Annotated in this window: 11 protein-coding genes and 2 riboswitches; of the genes, 4 read left to right on the forward strand and 7 right to left on the reverse strand. The window is 65.2% G+C overall.

Translation table 11 applies throughout. The features are described from left to right. The first annotated feature begins 95 nt into the window (after positions 1 to 95). From putA to DOD19_RS16205, 4 genes are all read left to right on the forward strand, one after another. Positions 96 to 4,088 carry a trifunctional transcriptional regulator/proline dehydrogenase/L-glutamate gamma-semialdehyde dehydrogenase gene (putA, locus tag DOD19_RS16190; protein WP_024977253.1) on the forward strand — a complete coding sequence of 1,331 codons (3,993 nt, stop codon included), beginning with the start codon at positions 96 to 98 and terminating at the stop codon, positions 4,086 to 4,088. Positions 4,089 to 4,218: 130 nt separating this feature from the next. Continuing rightward, a complete protein-coding gene (locus DOD19_RS16195) occupies positions 4,219 to 5,352 on the forward strand; it encodes a branched-chain amino acid ABC transporter substrate-binding protein (RefSeq protein ID WP_112186559.1) in 1,134 nt (377 codons plus the stop codon). A 198-nt stretch (positions 5,353 to 5,550) separates the two neighbouring features. After that, positions 5,551 to 6,774 (forward strand): cation:proton antiporter, encoded by a 1,224-nt coding sequence (locus DOD19_RS16200; protein WP_024977255.1) that lies wholly within the window; start codon positions 5,551 to 5,553, stop codon positions 6,772 to 6,774. A gap of 5 nt (positions 6,775 to 6,779) precedes the next feature. Next, complete coding sequence (locus tag DOD19_RS16205; RefSeq protein ID WP_112186561.1) at positions 6,780 to 7,916, forward strand: YbdK family carboxylate-amine ligase; 1,137 nt, start codon at positions 6,780 to 6,782, stop codon at positions 7,914 to 7,916. A gap of 15 nt (positions 7,917 to 7,931) precedes the next feature. On the opposite strand, the gene DOD19_RS16210 is transcribed toward DOD19_RS16205, so the two are convergent. The 7 genes from DOD19_RS16210 to gcvT form a co-directional block, all read right to left on the reverse strand. Then, positions 7,932 to 8,447, reverse strand: a complete 516-nt coding sequence (locus DOD19_RS16210; protein ID WP_112186563.1) for a GNAT family N-acetyltransferase — start codon at positions 8,445 to 8,447, stop codon at positions 7,932 to 7,934. A 14-nt stretch (positions 8,448 to 8,461) separates the two neighbouring features. Then, positions 8,462 to 10,516 carry an oligopeptide transporter, OPT family gene (locus DOD19_RS16215; protein WP_112186565.1) on the reverse strand — a complete coding sequence of 685 codons (2,055 nt, stop codon included), beginning with the start codon at positions 10,514 to 10,516 and terminating at the stop codon, positions 8,462 to 8,464. A 632-nt stretch (positions 10,517 to 11,148) separates the two neighbouring features. Further along, positions 11,149 to 12,525: an L-serine ammonia-lyase gene (locus DOD19_RS16225; RefSeq protein WP_024977259.1), complete on the reverse strand. Its 1,377-nt coding sequence runs from the start codon at positions 12,523 to 12,525 to the stop codon at positions 11,149 to 11,151. A 96-nt stretch (positions 12,526 to 12,621) separates the two neighbouring features. Continuing rightward, complete coding sequence (locus DOD19_RS16230) at positions 12,622 to 13,734, reverse strand: alginate lyase family protein (protein WP_239498018.1); 1,113 nt, start codon at positions 13,732 to 13,734, stop codon at positions 12,622 to 12,624. Positions 13,735 to 13,900: 166 nt separating this feature from the next. Then, entirely contained in the window at positions 13,901 to 16,840 is a 2,940-nt protein-coding gene (gcvP, locus tag DOD19_RS16235) for an aminomethyl-transferring glycine dehydrogenase (RefSeq protein WP_112186569.1), read from the reverse strand. Between the two features lie 67 nt (positions 16,841 to 16,907). Continuing rightward, the gene (gene gcvH, locus DOD19_RS16240; protein WP_024977262.1) at positions 16,908 to 17,288 is read right to left on the reverse strand and encodes a glycine cleavage system protein GcvH; all 381 of its coding nucleotides are present in this window, start codon (positions 17,286 to 17,288) and stop codon (positions 16,908 to 16,910) included. Between the two features lie 47 nt (positions 17,289 to 17,335). Further along, positions 17,336 to 18,463 (reverse strand): glycine cleavage system aminomethyltransferase GcvT, encoded by a 1,128-nt coding sequence (gcvT, locus tag DOD19_RS16245; RefSeq protein WP_112186571.1) that lies wholly within the window; start codon positions 18,461 to 18,463, stop codon positions 17,336 to 17,338. Positions 18,464 to 18,591: 128 nt separating this feature from the next. Beyond that, a riboswitch (glycine riboswitch) is annotated at positions 18,592 to 18,721 on the reverse strand. Positions 18,722 to 18,733: 12 nt separating this feature from the next. After that, a riboswitch (glycine riboswitch) is annotated at positions 18,734 to 18,831 on the reverse strand. Between the last annotated feature and the right edge of the window lie 574 nt (positions 18,832 to 19,405).

Genomic DNA, 19,405 nt, shown 5'->3' on the forward strand with positions numbered 1-19,405 from the left:
TTTCACTAGGTTGCACCTTCAAGATCGCCAGGCGTATGATCCGCCCAATTTGCCGGCCACAAGCTAGGCAATGGCAGCTCTGGATAGGAACCCACATGGCTACAACCACCCTCGGGGTCAAGCTGGACGATGCTTCGCGTGAACGCCTCAAGCGCGTTGCGCAGTCCATTGACCGCACGCCGCACTGGCTGATCAAGCAGGCGATCTTCACGTATCTGGACCAAGTGGAGCGGGGGCAGCTGCCAACTGATGCAAACGGCCCGGCGGCGGATGGCCTCCCGTCCGCCGCCGCAGCCGTCTCCGACGTGCACGAGGGTGATGAGCCCGCGGTGCAACCGTTCCTCGAATTCGCGCAGAGCGTGCAACCGCAGTCGGTGCTGCGCGCTGCCATCACGGCCGCCTACCGCCGACCGGAAACCGAAGCGATTCCGATGTTGCTGGAGCAGGCCCGTCTGCCGGGCGCGCTCGCCTCGGAAGCCAAGCAGCTGGCCCGCGATCTGGCCGGCAAGCTGCGCACGCAAAAGGTCGGCACTGGCCGCGAAGGGTTGGTGCAGGGCCTGATCCAGGAATTCTCCTTGTCGAGCCAGGAAGGCGTGGCGCTGATGTGCCTGGCCGAGGCGCTGCTGCGCATTCCCGACAAGGCCACGCGCGACGCATTGATCCGCGACAAGATCAGCAACGGCAACTGGTATTCGCATGTCGGCCAGAGCCCGTCGCTGTTTGTGAATGCCGCCACCTGGGGCCTGCTGCTCACGGGCAAGCTGGTCGCCACGCATAACGAAGCGGGGCTGTCGAAGGCGCTCACGCGCATCATCGGCAAGAGCGGCGAGCCGCTGATCCGCAAGGGCGTGGACATGGCGATGCGCCTGATGGGCGAGCAGTTCGTCACCGGCGAAACCATTTCCGAAGCGCTGGCCAACGCGCGCAAGTTCGAGGCCGAAGGCTTCCGCTACTCCTACGACATGCTCGGCGAGGCCGCGATGACGGAGGAAGACGCGCAGCGCTACCTCGCGTCGTACGAGCAGGCCATCCGCGCGATCGGCCAGGCGTCGGGCGGGCGCGGCATCTACGAAGGGCCGGGCATTTCGATCAAGCTGTCGGCGCTGCATCCGCGCTACTCGCGCGCGCAGTACGACCGCACGATCAACGAGCTGTATCCGCGTGTGAAGGCGCTGGCGATGCTGGCGCGTGAATACGACATCGGCATCAACATCGATGCCGAAGAAGCCGACCGCCTGGAACTGTCGCTCGATCTGCTGGAGCGCCTGTGCTTTGCGCCCGAGCTGGCTGGCTGGAACGGCATCGGCTTCGTGGTGCAGGGCTATCAGAAGCGCTGCCCGTTCGTGCTGGACTACATCATCGACCTGGCCCGCCGCAGCAAGCACCGCCTGATGATCCGCCTGGTGAAGGGCGCGTACTGGGACAGCGAGGTCAAGCGCGCGCAGGTCGACGGCCTGGAGGGCTACCCGGTCTACACGCGCAAGGTCTACACCGACGTGTCGTACCTGGCCTGCGCCCGCAAGCTGCTGGCCGCGCCGGAAGCGATCTTCCCGCAGTTCGCCACGCACAACGCGCACACACTGGCGGCCATCTATCACATGGCCGGCCAGAACTATTACCCCGGTCAGTACGAGTTCCAGTGCCTGCACGGCATGGGTGAGCCGCTGTACGAGCAGGTGGTCGGCAACAAGCCAGGCAAGCTGAACCGCCCGTGCCGCATCTACGCGCCGGTCGGCACGCATGAAACGCTGCTGGCCTATCTGGTGCGCCGCCTGCTGGAAAACGGCGCCAACACCTCGTTCGTGAACCGCATTGCGGATGAGTCGATTCCGCTGGACGACCTCGTCGCCGATCCGGTGGCGGTGGTGGAAAAGATGCACGCCGATGAAGGGACGCTCGGCCTGCCGCATCCGAAGATTCCGCTGCCGCGCCACCTCTACGGCGATGTGCGTGCCAACTCGTCAGGCATTGATCTGGCGAACGAGCAGCGCCTGGCGTCGTTGTCGTCCGCCCTTCTTGCGGGCACGAGCACGGTCTGGAATGCCGAGCCGACCATCGGCGATGCGCCTTACACGGGACGCATTTCGGAAACCCGGCCGCAACCGGTGCGCAATCCGTCGGACCTGCGCGACGTGGTCGGCCACGTGACCGAGGCCACCGAAGCCGACGTCGATGCAGCGTTGTCGGCCGCCGCCGCTGCCGCCCCGATCTGGCAAGCCACGCCGCCCGAGGCGCGCGCCGCGTTGCTCGATCGCGCAGCAGACCTCATGGAAGGCGAGATGCAGCACCTGATGGGGCTGATCATCCGCGAGGCGGGCAAGACGCTGTCCAACGCCATTGCGGAAGTGCGTGAAGCGGTCGATTTCCTGCGCTATTACGCGGCGCAGGTGCGCGGCGGGTTCTCCAACGACACGCATCGCCCGCTGGGCCCCGTGGTCTGTATCAGCCCGTGGAACTTCCCGCTGGCGATCTTCACCGGCCAGGTGAGCGCAGCGCTGGCCGCGGGCAACCCGGTGCTGGCCAAGCCTGCCGAGCAGACCCCGCTGATCGCCGCCCAGGCCGTGCGCATCCTGCGCGAAGCCGGCGTGCCGGCTGGCGCCGTGCAACTGCTGCCGGGCCGTGGCGAGACCGTCGGCGCGGCGCTTGTGAAGGACATGCGCACCAAGGGCGTGATGTTTACCGGCTCGACCGAAGTCGCGCGCATTCTGCAGCGCACGCTGGCCGGTCGGCTGGACGCCAACGGCGCGCCGATCCCCCTGATTGCCGAAACCGGCGGCCAGAACGCGATGATCGTGGATTCTTCCGCGCTGGCAGAACAGGTGGTGGCGGATGTGCTGTCGTCTGCGTTTGATTCGGCAGGCCAGCGTTGCTCGGCGCTGCGCGTGCTGTGCCTGCAGGATGATGTCGCCGATCGCGTGCTCGCGATGCTCAAGGGCGGTATGGCTGAATTGGCGATGGGCAATCCGGATCGCCTCGCCACGGATGTGGGCCCGGTGATCGACGCCGAAGCGCGCGACAACATCGTCGGCCATATCGAAGCGATGCGGGCCAAGGGCCGCCGCGTGCATCAGGCGCCGGTGCCGGCCGCGTGCGCGCACGGTACGTTCGTGCCCCCGACCATCATCGAACTCGACAGCCTGTCGGACCTGACGCGCGAGATCTTCGGCCCCGTGCTGCACGTGGTGCGCTGGAAGCGCACGGCCAAGGATACGGATAGCGCCGGCCTGACCAAGCTGATCGAGCAGATCAATGGCACGGGCTACGGCCTGACGCTAGGCATCCATACGCGTATCGACGAGACCATCGCGCACGTGGTGGACCGGGCGCACGTCGGCAACCTGTATGTGAACCGCAATATCGTCGGCGCCGTGGTGGGCGTGCAGCCGTTCGGCGGCGAAGGCCTGTCGGGCACGGGCCCGAAGGCCGGCGGGCCGCTGTATCTGCTGCGTTTGCTGTCGACGTGCCCGCAGGACGGCATGCGCACCGCGCTGCAACTGACCGCGGGTGCCGGCACGGAAATCGACACCGATGCGCGCCGCGCGCTGCTGGCGCCGTTCGATGCGCTGGCGGACTGGGCACGCAAGCAGGCGCCTGAGCTGGCTTCGCTGTGCGAACGCCTGGCTGCGGCGTCAGCCACGGGCGCCACGGCTACGTTGCCGGGCCCGACGGGCGAGCGCAACACCTACACGCTGCTGCCGCGCGAAGCGGTGCTGTGCGTGGCGGCAGATCCGGCCGATTGGCTGCGCCAGCTGGCGGCTGTGCTGGCCGTGGGCAGCGTGGCGGTTGTGCAGGAAAACCCTGCCATCGAAGCGGTACTTCGGGGCTTGCCGGCGGCAGTACAATCGCGCGTCCGCGTGGTCGGGTCGACCGACGAAGCGGCTTTTGATGCGGTGCTGCACCACGGCGATTCGGACCATCTGCGCGCCATTTGCGAAGGACTGGCACGACGTGCCGGCCCCATCGTGGGCGTGCAAGGCCTGCCGCATGGCGGGGAAGGGCTGGCGCTGGAGCGCCTGCTGATCGAGCGTTCGCTGTCGGTCAATACGGCCGCAGCGGGTGGCAACGCCAGCCTGATGACCATCGGCTGACGGGGAGCACGAGCAGGATTCGCAGCGCCATCCGCACGACGGGTGTGGGTGGAGCGCGAAGCGGGAGGAGGGCGACGGTGATCCCGTCGCGCTATTGATCCAAATTGCGTTTGAACTAGGAGACGCACAAATGAAATTGAAGCAACTGTGTCTGGCGGCAGCACTGTGCGCGCTTGGCAGCGCGGCATCGGCCCAGGAAGTCATCAAGCTGGGCTATGCCGGCCCGATGACCGGTCCTCAAGCCCAGTACGGCAAGGACATGCAGAACGGCCTGACGCTGGCGGTCGAGGAATTCAACGCTACGCATCCGAAGATTGCAGGCAAGGAAGTCAAGTTCCAGCTGATCTCGGAAGACGACCAGGCTGACCCGAAGACCGGCACCACCGTCGCACAGAAGCTGGTGGACAGCGGCATCAAGGGCATGCTGGGCCACTTCAACTCGGGTACGACCATCCCGGCCTCGCGCATCTACAACAACGCAGGCATCGCAGAAATCGCGATGGCAACGGCACCGGAATACACGAAGCAAGGCTACAAGACGACGTTCCGCATGATGACCTCCGACACCCAGCAGGGTTCGGTGGTCGGCACGTACGCCGTCAAGAAGCTGGGCTACAAGAACATCGCCATCGTTGATGACCGCACGGCTTACGGCCAAGGTCTGGCAGACGAGTTCGAGAAGGCCGCCAAGGCTGCCGGCGCCACCATCGTGCGTCGCGAGTTCACCAACGACAAGGCCAGCGACTTCAAGTCGATCCTCACGCAGATTAAGGCCAAGAAGCCTGACGCCGTGTTCTACGGCGGCGCGGAAGGCCAATCGGCTCCGCTGGTCAAGCAGATGCGCGAACTGGGCATGAAGTCCACGCTGATGTCGGGCGAAATGTCCAAGACCGACGACTTCATCAAGCTGGCTGGCGCGCAATCGGCCGAAGGCGTGGTGTGCTCGCTGGCCGGTCTGCCGCTGGAACAAATGCCGGGCGGCGCTGGCTACAAGGCCCGCTACGAGAAGCGCTTCGGCACGCCGGTGCAGACGTACTCCCCGTACGCCTACGACGGCGCAATGGCCCTGATGCAAGCCATGGTGAAGGCCGGCTCGTCGGATCCGAGCAAGTACCTGCCGATCCTGGCCGCGACCAACATGCAAGGCGTGACCGCCAAGCACTACGCCTATGACGAGAAGGGCGACCTCAAGGATGGCGGTATCACCGTCTACAAGGTCACCGGCGGCAAGTGGACGCCGCTGGAGAGCGTCGGCGGCAAGTAATCCGACCGGCTCTCAGCCATTCGCAGTATGGAAACCGCCCTCCGGGGCGGTTTTTCTTTGCCGGCGGCTCAAGGCTCCAAACGCAGAGTTGTCGCTTTCTGCGTCGAACGTCATCGATCTATTATTAAATATCGTGTAACGAGGGTCTAACGCGTGTCAGTGCTTGGCTGACTTTCCCAAGCGGGTGCTTCGGGTACCATGTCGCCCATGACAGGACTTCACGATCTCTTCCCTTCGTGGCCGCCCGCACCTGGCGGTCTCTTCTGGATCGGGCTGGCGCTGGTCGGCGCGGCACTGTGCGGCGAGTTTGCGCGTGCGGCGCTGAAGCTGCCCCGCATCGTCGGCTATGCGGCGGCGGGGCTGGTGGCGGGTGTGCTTGGCCGCCCGCTGATCGACGCCGACATGCTCGACCAGACCCACATCCTGATCGAGATGGCGCTGGCGTTGGCACTGTTCGAACTAGGGCACCGGCTGTCGTTCGAGTGGCTGCGAGCCAATCGTTGGCTCTTGCTCACCAGTGGCTTCGAGAGCCTGCTGACCTGGGGCCTGGTCACCTGGGTGCTGCAGCTGTTTGGCGTGGCGACGCCGGTGGCGGTGGCCGCAGGCGCCATCGCGGTGGCCACGTCCCCCACGGTACTGCTGCAACTGAAGAACGAACTCCGCGCCGAAGGCCAGGTGACGGAGCGGTTGCTCTCGCTGGGCGCGCTCAACAGCATCTACGCAAGCGTGCTGGTGCCGCTCACCGCCGGCTGGCTGCACAGCGAATACGGCCACTGGGCGGCGGCGCTGCTCCATCCGCTGTACCTGCTGGCAGGCTCCGTGCTTCTTGCCTGGGTGGTCGGCAAAGTGGGCCATGCGTTGTATCACCGCATGGCGGGTGACGATCATTACGCATTCCTGGTGCTGGTCGGCCTGGTGCTGTTTGCGCTGGCGATGGCCAAGCTGCTCAAGCTGTCGGTGCCGCTCACATTGCTGCTGGCAGGCGTGGTGTTCAAGCACCAGGACGATCACCCCCGCGTGTGGCCATCGCATTTCGGCAGCGCGGGCAGCATCTTGATTGTGGTGATGATCGTGTCGCTCGGCTTGCCGCTCAAGGCGTCGGACTGGGTGATTGGTGGTGTGGCGGCGGTGGCGCTGGTGCTGTCGCGCTTCATCGCCAAACTGGCAGCCACGACGGCGCTGGGCTCGTTCTCGGGCCTGTCGATGCGGCAGAGCATCGCCCTGGGCCTGGCGCTTGGGCCCATGTCAGGACTGTCATGGTTGCTGATGCACGATACGGCGGCACTGTATCCACAAACCGGCGGGCCGCTTGCGGCCATCATCCTGTGCACGCTGGCGATCCAACAGATTGCCGCACCAATCCTGACCGCGCGTTCGCTGCGCTGGGCAGGTGAGGTGCGACAAGACGAAGGGAGGCACTGAGCCCCATGTCCCTCGAACCGTTCTCGAAATCCGAAGCCCTGACGTTTGGCGTCGAGCTGGAACTGCAGCTCGTCAATCGCCATGACTACGACCTCGCTTCGGCGTCGCCCGACCTGCTGCGCATGCTCAAGGGCAAGGAATACCCCGGCGACATCAAACCGGAGATCACCGATTCGATGATCGAGATCTCCACCGGCATCTGCCACAGCCACGATGAAGCGCTCTGGCAATTGCGCGAGATGCGCGACCGCATGGCCGACGCCGCCATGGCGCTGAACATCGGCATCTGCGGCGGCGGCACGCATCCGTTCCAGCAATGGAGCCAGCGCCAGATTTCGCAATCGCCGCGCTATCAGTACATCTCGGATCTGTACGGTTACCTCGCCAAGCAGTTCACCGTGTTCGGGCAGCACGTGCACATTGGCTGCCCGAATCCGGACGATGCGCTGTATCTGCTGCACGCCATGTCGCGCTACGTGCCGCACTTCATTGCGCTGGCCGCGTCGTCGCCGTTCGTACAGGGCGTGGATACGGGGTTTGCTTCCGCGCGCATGAACTCCGTCAGCGCCTTCCCGATGTCGGGCCGCGCGCCGTTTGTGCTTACATGGGATGCCTTCATCGCGTACTTCGACAAGATGCACGCCACGGGCGTGATCGAAAGCATGAAGGACTTCTACTGGGACATCCGCCCCAAGCCCGAATTCGGCACGATCGAAGTGCGCGTGATGGACACCCCGCTGACTGTTGAACGCGCCGCCGCCATCGCTGCCTATATCCAGGCGCTTGGCCGCTGGCTGCTGCTCGATCGCCCATTCATGCCAGTGGAAGACGATTACCTCGTCTACACCTTCAACCGCTTCCAGGCATGCCGCTTTGGGCTGGCCGGCGAATACGTCGACCCGGCCACGGGCAACCGCGGCGCGCTGGCCGATCACATCCTGGAGACGAGCAAGGTGCTGTCGGCTCATGCCGAAGCGCTGTCGTCCTCAGGCGCGCTCGATATGGTGCGGGAAGTGGTGGAAGCGCGCGATGCGGATGCCGAATGGATCCGCGCGGCGCAACGTGAAACCCGCAACCTGCACGAGACCGTGCGACGCGGTTGCGGGCGGTGGACGCAGCAGGCGGCAACGCAGCCAGCCTGACGCCTCGAAGAACGGTCAGTCGTTGCGGACCGTTCCCGGCGCTTCCAGCCAGCGCTGCATGAAGACGAGGTCGAGCCACTGGCCGTGCTTGATGGCAGCCTCGGGCATGCGGCCGACTTCTTTGAAGCCCAACTTTTCGTGCAGGCGGATCGACCCTGCATTGGCGCCGTCGATGGCGCCCACCATCAGGTGTTTGCCCAGGGCAGCGGCACGCTCGCACAGCGCTTCGACCAGCAGGCTGCCCAAGCCCTTGCCGCGCCAGTCGCGATGAATATGCACCGAGTGCTCGACGGTGGTGCGAAAGCCCGGGTACGGCCGGAAATCCCCAAACGATGCAACGCCCGCGACTTGCCCGCCATCATCGGCCACCAGCACCGGATACCCCTGCGCGGCGCGCAACGCCAGCCACGCGGTGCGGTCTTCCAGCGTGACCGGCGTTTCGGTGTAGATCGCGTTGGAGGTGGCGATCACGTCGTTGTAGATGGCGAGGATGGCCGGCAGATCGGCCTGCGTTGCGTCGCGGAGCAGCATGATGCGTGATGGGCTCAATGGGTCGGACGCACCGCCAGAACGCGGCGCGCGAAGGCCCAGCATACCAAGGCGAACACGATCAGCCCAAGCCATTGCGCTGTGCCTTCAAACGACCCGCCCACGATCGCCAGCGGCGCATCCTTGCCCGTGGCCCCGATGACGGCCGCCATCAGCACGCCCACCAGGCTTTCACCGACGATCAGGCCCGACGCCAGCAGCACGCCATGGCGGTTCGGCACCTCGGCATAGCGCGCGTACGGCACACCGGCCGCCTGCGCACGCTTGGCAAGAATCTTCTCGATGACCCACGCCAGCACCGCACCCGTTACCAGCACCGTGCTGATCGTCGGTGGCAGGTAGATGCCGATGCCTACCGCCAGCACCGGCAGCCGGGCGACGCCGCCACGCTGCTTGAGCGCCCAGTCGACGGCGATCAGCAGCATGCCGATGACGATGCCTGCAATCACCATGTTCCATTCCAGCTGGTGCGTGAAGATGCCGGTGGCAATGGCCGTCATGAGCGTAGCCTGCGGGGCAGAGAGCGCCTGCGCCGCGTCCATGCCGGCACGCGGCAGCGCGCCCGGAAAGCCATACGCGTTGTACAGCAGCTCCAGCACCGGCGAGATGACCGCAGCACCCGCGACGCACCCGATCAACAGCGCCACCTGCTGGCGCCACGGCGTGGCACCCACCAGCCAGCCGGTCTTCAGATCCTGCAGGTTGTCATTGGAGATGGTCGCCACGGCCACCACGGCCGAGGTTGTGAAGATGGCCAGCGCAATGCCCAGCTTGCTTGCTTCCGGCGAACCCACGATGCCGTTGTCCGCCCCGATGGCCAACAGCAGCAGCGACACCAAGGTGATGGCGATGATGCCAATGCCCGAAATCGGGCTCGACGACGAACCGATCAGCCCGGCCATGTAGCCGCACGCCGCCGCCACCAGAAAGCCGAACACCACCGCAAAGATCACCGCGCAGGTGATCAACGTCCAGCGCGAGCCGGCCGATAGCATGGTCGGCGCCAGGAACGCGGCAAACGTGATTACCAGCACCACGACCATGGCCAGCGTGACCAGCAGAATCCAGCGCGGCGCCATGTCCTGCTCGGTGCGCTGGGCGCCATCGGCCTTCGGGCGCAGGCTGCCGAACGAGCGCTTCACGCCGTGCACCACCGGGCCGATCAGCGTGCCCAGCGTCCACACGGCCGCCACCGCAATCACGCCTGCACCGATAAAACGCACCTGCGTGCGCCACACATCCGTGCCAAACGCTGAGAGCGCCTTGTCCGCCGGCACTGGCGTGATGGAGGTCAGATACGGCACGGCGATGCCCCAGGCAATCACCAGGCCCACCAGCATGGCAAGCCCTGCCACCAGCCCGATCAGATAGCCCGCGCCCAGCAGTGCCGTTGAAAAGCCCAGCGGCAAGCGCACCACTGCGGCCCCCGCAGCGAACCACCAGCTTGCCCCTTCGCCCAGCAGGCGCAGGCCGCTGGTTGCAAACGCCACGATGGCCGCGACGATGCCGCCGGCAGCCAGATCGCGCATGCCGGTGGCAGCCGGCACCGCCTTGCCTTCGGCAGTGTCTTTACCGTCCGCTGATTCGCCGCTGCCCACGCGCAGGATCTCCGCCGCCGCCACACCTTCGGGATAGGGCAGGTCGCTCTGCACCACCATCGCGTGGCGCAGCGGAATGGTGAACACCACGCCGAGCATGCCGCCCGCCATGCAGACCCCAAACGTTTGCCAGAACGGGAAACCTTGCCAATGCCCAATCATCACCAGGCCGGGCAGAATGAAGATGATGGAAGACAGCGTCCCGGCCGCAGACGCCTGCGTCTGCACCATGTTGTTCTCAAGGATGTTCGTGCCGCCGAGCATGCGCAGCACCGCCATGGAAATCACCGCTGCGGGAATCGCCGATGAGAACGTCAGGCCGACTTTCAGGCCCAGGTACACGTTTGAAGCGGTGAAGATCACGGTGATGATCGCGCCGAGGATCATGCCGCGCAGCGTCAGCTCCGGCAGGGTCGCTGCCGAAATGTGCTTGGGAGGATGGAGGGATTGCATCCTGCGGTTCTCCAAAGAGGGTTCTTGTGGCGCGGATTATAGGAGTGGATGGGGGCGGGGGCTTGTGGGTTTTTTTGGGGGGTGCTCTAGATTTCTTGCTCTTGTGGAGCATCCCTTGTTTCATCCCCTGCCGGGGCTGACTCACTTTCTTTGTCTTGCCAAAGAAAGTAAGCAAAGAAAGGCGCGCCCGATGCGGCGAAAGACTCCTTGAATTTATGTCGCAAGGAGGGGAAGGGAAAAACTCGCTGCGCTCAGACAGTTTCCCTTCCTTTTTCCTCCTTGCAACAGAAATTCAAGGCGCCGCATAGGGCAGGGAAAGTCAAAGACAAAAGCCAAACACTCTGGGCGCCAGCTCAAACGACAAGGCCAACCTCGCGATGGGTTGGCCTTTTCCTTTGACGTTGAGCCCTTGATGGCGCCTTGAATTTTTGTGAGCGGGCGGATAAAGGAAGGAGGCCTGTTTGAGCGAAGCGAGTTTGCCTCCTTCCCCGCACGGTCACACAAATTCAAGGGGATGTCGCCATCTCGGGCGCGCCTTTCTTTTGCTTACTTTTCTTTGGAAGACAAAGAAAAGTGAGTCGGTCCCGGCAGGGAACGAAAGGGGTGTGGACCACCAAGGCAAAAACCAAAAATCAGCACTCCACAATATTCACCGCCAACCCCCCCCGCGCCGTCTCCTTGTATTTCGTCTTCATATCCGCCCCCGTCTCCCGCATCGTCTTGATCACGGAGTCGAGCGAAACATAATGCGTGCCATCCCCACGCAACGCCATGCGCGCCGCATTCACCGCCTTCACAGACGCCATCGCATTACGCTCGATGCACGGAATCTGCACCAGCCCGCCGACCGGGTCGCACGTCAGCCCCAGGTTGTGCTCCATGCCAATCTCAGCAGCGTTTTCGACTTGAGCAGGCGTGCCGCCCTGCACCGCAGCGAGCGCGCCCGCTGCCATCGAACACGCCACGCCGACCTCTCCCTGACAACCGACTTCCGCGCCAGAGATCGACGCATTCATCTTGTAGAGCATGCCGATCGCACCGGCGGTGAGCAGGAAATCCACCACACCGCTGTCGTTCGCGCCGGGCACGAAGCGGTCGTAGTAATGCATCACCGCCGGGATGATGCCCGCTGCGCCGTTGGTCGGTGCCGTGACGACGCGCCCCCCCGCAGCGTTCTCTTCGTTCACGGCAATCGCATACAGGTTCACCCAATCGATGACTGACAGCGGGTCGGACAGCGTGCGTTCGGCCTGCACCGTGAGCCGTGAATACAACTCGGCGGCACGGCGACGCACGTGGAACGGGCCCGGCAGTTCGCCCTCCGTACGGCAGCCGCGCGCCACGCACGCTTGCATCACGTGCCAGATGTTGAGCAGACCGGCACGCACTTCGGCCTCGGTGCGCCACGTCAGCTCGTTTTCGAGCATCAGGCGGGCGATGGATTTGCCCGTCGACTCGCACATCGCCAACAGTTCCTTGCCGCTGCGGAACGGATGCGGCAACTGGTCATGCGCTGCCAGCACCTGCGTGTTCGGTGCGCCAGCCGTGACGACAAAACCGCCGCCGACTGACAGATAGCGAGCCTCGCGCAGACGCTCGCCGGCGGCGTCGAAGGCGTGGAACTTCATGCCGTTCGGATGCTCGGCCATCGCTTCGCGGCGGTAGAAGGCGATGTGTTCCTTCTCGGTAAAGCGCATCGCGTGACGGCCCAGCAGCGACAGCGATTGCGATGCACGCAACTCCGCCAGCTTGGCATCGATGGTGTCGGGGTCGATGGTGTCAGGCGCCTCGCCCATCAGGCCGAGGATGACGCCGCGGTCCGTGCCGTGGCCTTTGCCGGTGGCACCGAGCGAGCCGTACAGCTCGACGCGCACGCTGGCGACTTGTGGCATCAGCCCATCAGCTTCCAGGCCGGAGGCGAACATGAGCGCGGCGCGCATTGGCCCGACGGTGTGTGAGCTGGACGGGCCAATGCCGATCTTGAAGAGGTCGAAAACGGAAACAGCCATGGGTGAGGCTCCGGGGGGGCGTTAAAGGGTGCAAGCGGCTTGTGGCCGCTTGCGCCAGGTTGTTGTGCGCGCGCTGTCAGTACAGCGCTTCGCCGTTCAGCGGGCTGCGCATAGCGCCAGCCAATCAGGCGCTGTAGCGGCGAGCCGCTCGGCCAGCGTGCGGTATTTCGGGTCCAGTCGCGCAGCCTGCCAATACAGCGTGCCGGCGCTTTTCGGCTCCCACATGCCGGAGAAGCCGGGCAGGCCCGCGTCGGCTCGCTTCTTGTCGAAGGCAACGTGTGAGTGGACGTATTCCTCGTGCGTGCGGCTGCCGTCGGCATACGGCACGAGCCAATCAACGGCGGCGGCGAGCGTGGCGCCGTTGGCTGCGCGCTCATGTAGCCAGTGCTGGCCGAAAGGCTGCACGGCAATCGCGGCCATCGTCAGCGGCTCGAGGTCGTAGACGACGTAGTGCAGTGCATCGCGGTCTTCAAAATCTTCCACCGATCCGTCCGGGCGCACGTTATTGGCGAGCTGTTGCAGGAACAGGCGATGTACCTGCGCGAGCAACGCGTGGTCACCCAGCGCGGCAGCCGACATTGCCATCAGCTTGATGCGATGGCTTTGCCAGTTGTTCACCCACGTGTGGGACAGCGGCTGGCGCGCAGCCTCGGTGCGGGCGATATAGCCCTCGGCAAGCGTGTGCAGGAAGCGTTGCGTCTCTGCGCGCGTGCCCGGCGTCAGGCCGTCGCGCGCGAGCATGTAGGCCTGGATCAGCGCATCGAACTTCGTCTCGTCGATCGGGTTGAAGCTCGGTACATACGTTCCAACCCACGCGTGCAGAAAGGTGTCGACCTGCTCGGCGAACCGCATGTCGCCAGTGAGGCGCCAGGCCATTGCTGCGTCGCGCATGACCGGAAAGTCCCGCGCGGCCGTAACGGATTCGTCGTAGATGCCCTGATGGGGCAGCGTGCCTTCCGTATGCAGGCGCGGCAACGGGTGCGGCGTCCGCTCGAGATGCTGGGTGGCGCGGGCGATCAGTTTTCCAGCAGCAGGCTCACCGGATTGCGCAGGCGAAACGCTGCACCACTCGCGTGCCGACCCGGTCGAGGTGTGCGCGCCGGCGGATTCCGATACGGCCGCACCTGCTTGCACCGGCGAGCACGCACCGCACACCGCAACAGCGGCAGCACAGGCAAGCAGACGGAAGAGCGAGGAAGGCTGGAGCATCGGCATAGCGGGGTCTCGTCGATCAGGTGAACTGTCGTCACCATAAACGGCGAGGCGCGCTGAAAAAAGCGGTTGTGAGCACGAGTTACAGGGATTGCGCCACGTTACATGTGACGCGGCGGCGGAGCGCAATGCACCGCCGCCGCCTCATGTCACGTCGAATGCATCAATCCTGCGCGTACTCGCTCATCGGCACGCAGGCGCAGAACAGGTTGCGGTCGCCGTAGACGTTGTCGGCGCGGCCGACCGGCGGCCAGTACTTTTGCTTGCGCAACGATGCTACCGGGTAGGCGGCCTGCTCGCGCGTGTACTTGTGCGACCAATCGTCGGCCATCACCACGGCTGCGGTGTGCGGTGCATGCTTGAGCGGGTTGTCTTCGCGGTCGAATTCGCCCGAGATCACCTTGTCGACTTCGCCACGGATGGCGATCATCGCGTCGATGAAGCGGTCGAGTTCCACCTTCGGTTCGCTCTCGGTCGGCTCGATCATCAGCGTGCCGGGCACCGGGAAGCTCATCGTCGGTGCGTGGAAGCCGAAGTCCATCAGGCGCTTGGCGATGTCTTCGTTGCTGATGCCCGATTCCTTCTGCAGCGGACGGATGTCGAGAATGCACTCGTGCGCCACCAGGTCGTGCGCGCCCGTGTACAGCACCGGGTAATACGGAGCGAGCCGCTTGGCCACGTAGTTGGCCGACAGGATGGCCGTCTCGGTAGCGGCGGTCAGGCCCGCTGCGCCCATCATCGCGATGTACATCCAGGAGATCGGCAGGATCGACGCCGAGCCGAACGCTGCAGCCGACACGTTGCCGATGTTCTGGCTGGCGTCTTCACCCGAGGCCGCGCGGCCGGGCAGGAACGGTGCGAGGTGCGCGCCCACGGCCACCGGACCCACGCCCGGGCCGCCGCCGCCGTGCGGAATGCAGAACGTCTTGTGCAGGTTCAGGTGCGAGACGTCGCCGCCGAAGTGGCCGGGCGCCGCGGTGCCGACCATGGCGTTCATGTTGGCGCCGTCGACGTACACCTGGCCGCCGTGGCTGTGCACGATCTCGCACACGCGCTTGACGCCTTCCTCGAACACGCCGTGCGTGGACGGGTAGGTGATCATGATTGCCGCGAGGTTCTTGCTGTGCTCGGCAGCCTTCTTCTCCAGGTCAGCCAGATCGACGTTGCCGCGCTCATCGCAGGCCACGACAACGACCTGCATGCCGGCCATCTGTGCCGACGCGGGGTTCGTGCCATGCGCCGACGACGGGATCAGGCACACGTTACGGTGTGCTTCGCCACGGCTGGCGTGGTAGGCATGGATGATCAGCAGGCCAGCGTATTCACCTTGCGAGCCGGCATTCGGCTGCAGGCTCACGGCGGCGTAGCCGGTCGCGGCGCACAGCATCTGCTCGAGCTGGTCGATCATCTCGCGGTAGCCGACGGTCTGATCGGCCGGCGCGAACGGGTGGATGTTCGAGAACTCGGGCCACGTCACCGGCAGCATTTCTGCGGTGGCGTTGAGCTTCATGGTGCACGAGCCCAGCGGGATCATCGTGCGGTCGAGCGCGAGGTCCTTGTCGGCCAGGCTGCGCAGGTAGCGCAGCATTTCGTGCTCGGAATGGTGCGCGTTGAACACCGGGTGCGTCAGGTACGCGCTCTGGCGCACGAGCGACGCCGGATACGCGTCCGCAACCGCTGCTTCGGTCTGGTCGAAGTCCGGCGCGGCAGCGTGGGCGGCGTGCGCGAAGACTTCCCACAGCGCGACCACATCGGCGCGCGTGACCGTCTCGTCCAGCGAGATGCCCAGGCGTGTGTCGTCGATCTGGCGCAGGTTGATGCCGTGCGCCTGTGCCGCGATGTGCAGGTTGGCAGTACGTGCGCCGGTGGCGACCGTCAGCGTGTCGAAAAAGGCGTCGGCTTCCAGCGTGTAGCCGATCGCGCGCAGGCCGGCGGCCAGCGTGGCGGTCAGGCGGTGCACGCGCTGGGCGATGCGCTTCAGGCCCTGCGGGCCGTGGTAGACGGCGTACATCGAGGCCATCACGCCCAGCAAGACCTGTGCGGTACAGATGTTCGAGGTGGCCTTCTCGCGGCGGATGTGCTGCTCGCGCGTCTGCAACGCCAGGCGGTAGGCCGGGTTGCCCTGCGCGTCGATTGTCACGCCGACCAGGCGACCGGGCATCGAGCGCTTGAACGCATCGCGCACGGCCATGTAGCCGGCGTGCGGGCCGCCGAAGCCGAACGGCACGCCAAAGCGCTGCGTGTTGCCGATCACGACGTCGGCACCCCATTCGCCCGGCGCAGCCAGCAGCGTGAGCGCCAGCAAGTCGGCAGCCGCAACGACCAAGCCGCCGGCAGCGTGCACGGCATCGGTCAGCGCCCGGTACGTCGCCAGATCGCCCAGCAGCGCACCGTTGGCGCCCGGGTATTGCAGCAGCACGCCGAACGCGTCGTGCTTGGCAGCGTCGGCTGCCGGGCCGGTCACCACCTGCACGCCGATCGGCTCGGCGCGCGTGCGCACGACTTCCAGCGTTTGCGGGAGCACGTCGTCCGCCACAAAGAACACGGTCGACTTCGATTTGCCAATGCGCTGCAGCAGCGTCATCGCCTCGGCAGCGGCCGTCGCTTCGTCCAGCATCGACGCGTTGGCGATGTCCATCGCGGTCAGGTCGATCACCATCTGCTGGAAGTTCAGCATCGCCTCCAGGCGGCCCTGCGAGATTTCTGGCTGGTACGGCGTGTAGGCCGTGTACCAGGCGGGGTTCTCGAGGATGTTGCGCAGGATGACGCCCGGCGTGTGCGTGCCGTAGTAACCCTGGCCGATCAGGCTCTTGACCACGCGGTTCTGTCCGGCGATGCCGCGCAGCTTGGCCAGCGCCGCCTCTTCGGTCAGCGGCTGTGTGAATTCACCCAGCGGCATGCCGTCCTGGCGGCGGATGGCCGGCGGAATCACGGCGTCGATCAGCTTGGCGCGGCTATCAAAGCCGAGCGCCGCAAGCATCTGCGCTTGCTCTTCCGGCGACGGGCCGATGTGGCGGTGCGCGAAGGCGTCGCACGCCTCCAGGGCGGCGAGGGTGGGACGTTCGGCAGCAAGCGCCGAGGAAGCGGGGTGCGGAGCGTTCATGGCAAGGGCTCGAAATTCAGGCAAAGCGCCGATGTGCGGGTCAGGCACATCGGCTTCGGTGACCGGCTTAGCCGATCTTGGCGGCGTACTGCTCGGCCGACATCAGCGCGTTCACATCGTCGGCGTTGGTCGGCTTGATCTTGAACAGCCATGCGTCGTAGGCGCCGGCGTTGACCGACTCGGGCGCACCTGCGGCGTCGGCGTTGTTGGCGATGATCTCGCCCGACACGGGGGCGTAGATGTCGGAGGCGGCCTTGACCGATTCGACCACGGCAATCGCCTCGTCCTTGGCGACGGCGCGACCAGCGTCCGGCAGCTCCAGGAAGACGATGTCGCCGAGCGCGTCCTGCGCGTAGTCGGTGATGCCGATGGTCAGCGTGCCGTCGGCTTCAACGCGGATCCACTCGTCGTGTTCGGTGTACTTCAGGTCGGCGGGGACGTTGCTCATGAAAGGTTTCTCCGGAAGATGGGTATTGGGGGATGCGGATTCGGTGTTCAGCTGACCAGCGCCTTGCCATTGCGCACGAACGGCAGTTTAACCACAGTCGCGGTCAACTTGCGGTCGCGAATTTCGACCTGCACGTCGGTGCCGACGGCCACGTCCTTGGGCAGGCGCGCCAGCGCAATGGAGAGCAACAGGCTCGGGCTGAACGTGCCGCTGGTGATCTCGCCGTCACCGGCAGCGGTGATGACCTTCTGATGGGCGCGCAGCACGCCGCCCTTGTCGCGCAGGATCAGGCCGACGAACTGTTCGCGCTGGCCGCCGGCTTGCAGCGCGGCCTTGCCGGTGAAGTCGCGTTCGCTTTGCAGGTCCACCGTCCACGCGAGGCCGGCGTCGAGCGGCGAGACGTGCTCGTCCATGTCTTGGCCGTAGAGGTTCATGCCCGCCTCCAGGCGCAGCGTGTCGCGTGCGCCCAGGCCGGCCGGGCGTACGCCTGCTTGCAGCAGGCGCTCCCACACACCGGCGATCTGCGCGGCCGGCACGATCAGTTCGAAACCGTCTTCACCCGTGTAGCCGGTGCGCGCAACCATGATTTCGCCGACGTGCTCGACGGTGGCGAAGCCGGCGTTGAATGGCTTGAGCGCTTCGCCTACGGCCTGCGTGCCGGGGAGCGCGGCGTACGTCTTGGCGCGCGCATTCGGGCCTTGCACGGCCAGGATGCCCAGCGGCTCGGCGCCACCGTTGTTGTCGGAGCGGCGCGGCGTGATCGTCACGTCGGTGCCGGCGGCGGCGTTCTGCGCGACGATCCACTCCAGGTCCGTCGGTGCGGTGCCGGCGTTGACCACCAGGCGGAACCAGTCTTCGCGGAAGAAGTAGACGATCAGATCGTCGATCACGCCGCCCTTGGGGTTGAGCATGCAGCTGTAGAGCGCCTTGCCGGGCGTCTGCAGCTTATCGACGTTGTTGGCGAGCAGCCCACGCAGGAAGTCGCGAACGCGCGCGCCGGTGAGGTCGACCACGCACATGTGCGAGACATCGAAGATGCCGGCGTCTTGGCGCACGGCGTGGTGTTCTTCAATCTGGGAGCCGTAGTTGACGGGCATGTCCCAGCCGCCAAAGTCGACCATGCGGGCGCCCAGCGAGCGGTGGATGGCATTGAGCGGCGTGTGTTGGAGCGTCATGGAATCTCTCGGCTGATTACGCCGCCGTGGCCGGGCGCGGCGCATTGAACGGGGACCAGAAAAGCAAAAAGGCCACCCGCGCAGCCTAGTTCCTCATGGTGACGCCATGAAGATCATCAAGCTGCGCAGATGGCCCCTCTGTCCTTGGTACCTGAGAGATTGCGAAGCAGCGCGTACTGCGGTACGCGCCGGTCCGTGAGCCCCTTCGGTGGGCGCCCGCTGTGGTTCGTGCGGCGCCAGCTCTCCAGAGTGCGGTCGGACGCATGTCCGCCGATCCGCCCGGTCCTGGATGCCTGAGAGTTTTCGGGTGCTACCCCTTCGGCGGCGCCTTGCCGTGTACGGCGGGCACGCTCTCCCGGATGGATGAGCGGAATTTACGGAAGGGGGATGGGATTGTCAATTGGGGGGCGGCGGCTTTTTGGAGGAGGGCTGGCTTGATGCTTTCGGTCCATCCCTCGTTTCATCCCCTGCCGGGGCTGACTCACTTTTCTTTGTCTTGCCAAAGAAAAGTAAGCAAAAGAAAGGCGCGCCCGAGATGGCGACATCCCCTTGAATTTGTGTGACCGTGCGGGGAAGGAGGCAAACTCGCTTCGCTCAAACAGGCCTCCTTCCTTTATCCGCCCGCTCACAAAAATTCAAGGCGCCATCAAGGGCTCAACGTCAAAAGAAAAAGGCCAACCCATCGCGAGGTTGGCCTTGTCGTCTGAGCTGGCGCCCAGAGTGTTTGGCTTTTGTCTTTGACTTTCCCTGCCCTATGCGGCGCCTTGAATTTCTGTTGCAAGGAGGAAAAAGAGGGGAGGCTGTCTGAGCGCAGCGAGTTTGCCTCCCCTCCCTCCTTGCGACATAAATTCAAGGAGTCTTTCGCCGCATCGGGCGCGCCTTTCTTTGCTTACTTTCTTTGGCAAGACAAAGAAAGTGAGTCGCCCCCGGCAGGGGGTGAAA

The sequence above is a fragment of the Ralstonia sp. GX3-BWBA genome, from assembly GCF_003290055.1.
GTDB lineage: Bacteria > Pseudomonadota > Gammaproteobacteria > Burkholderiales > Burkholderiaceae > Ralstonia > Ralstonia holmesii.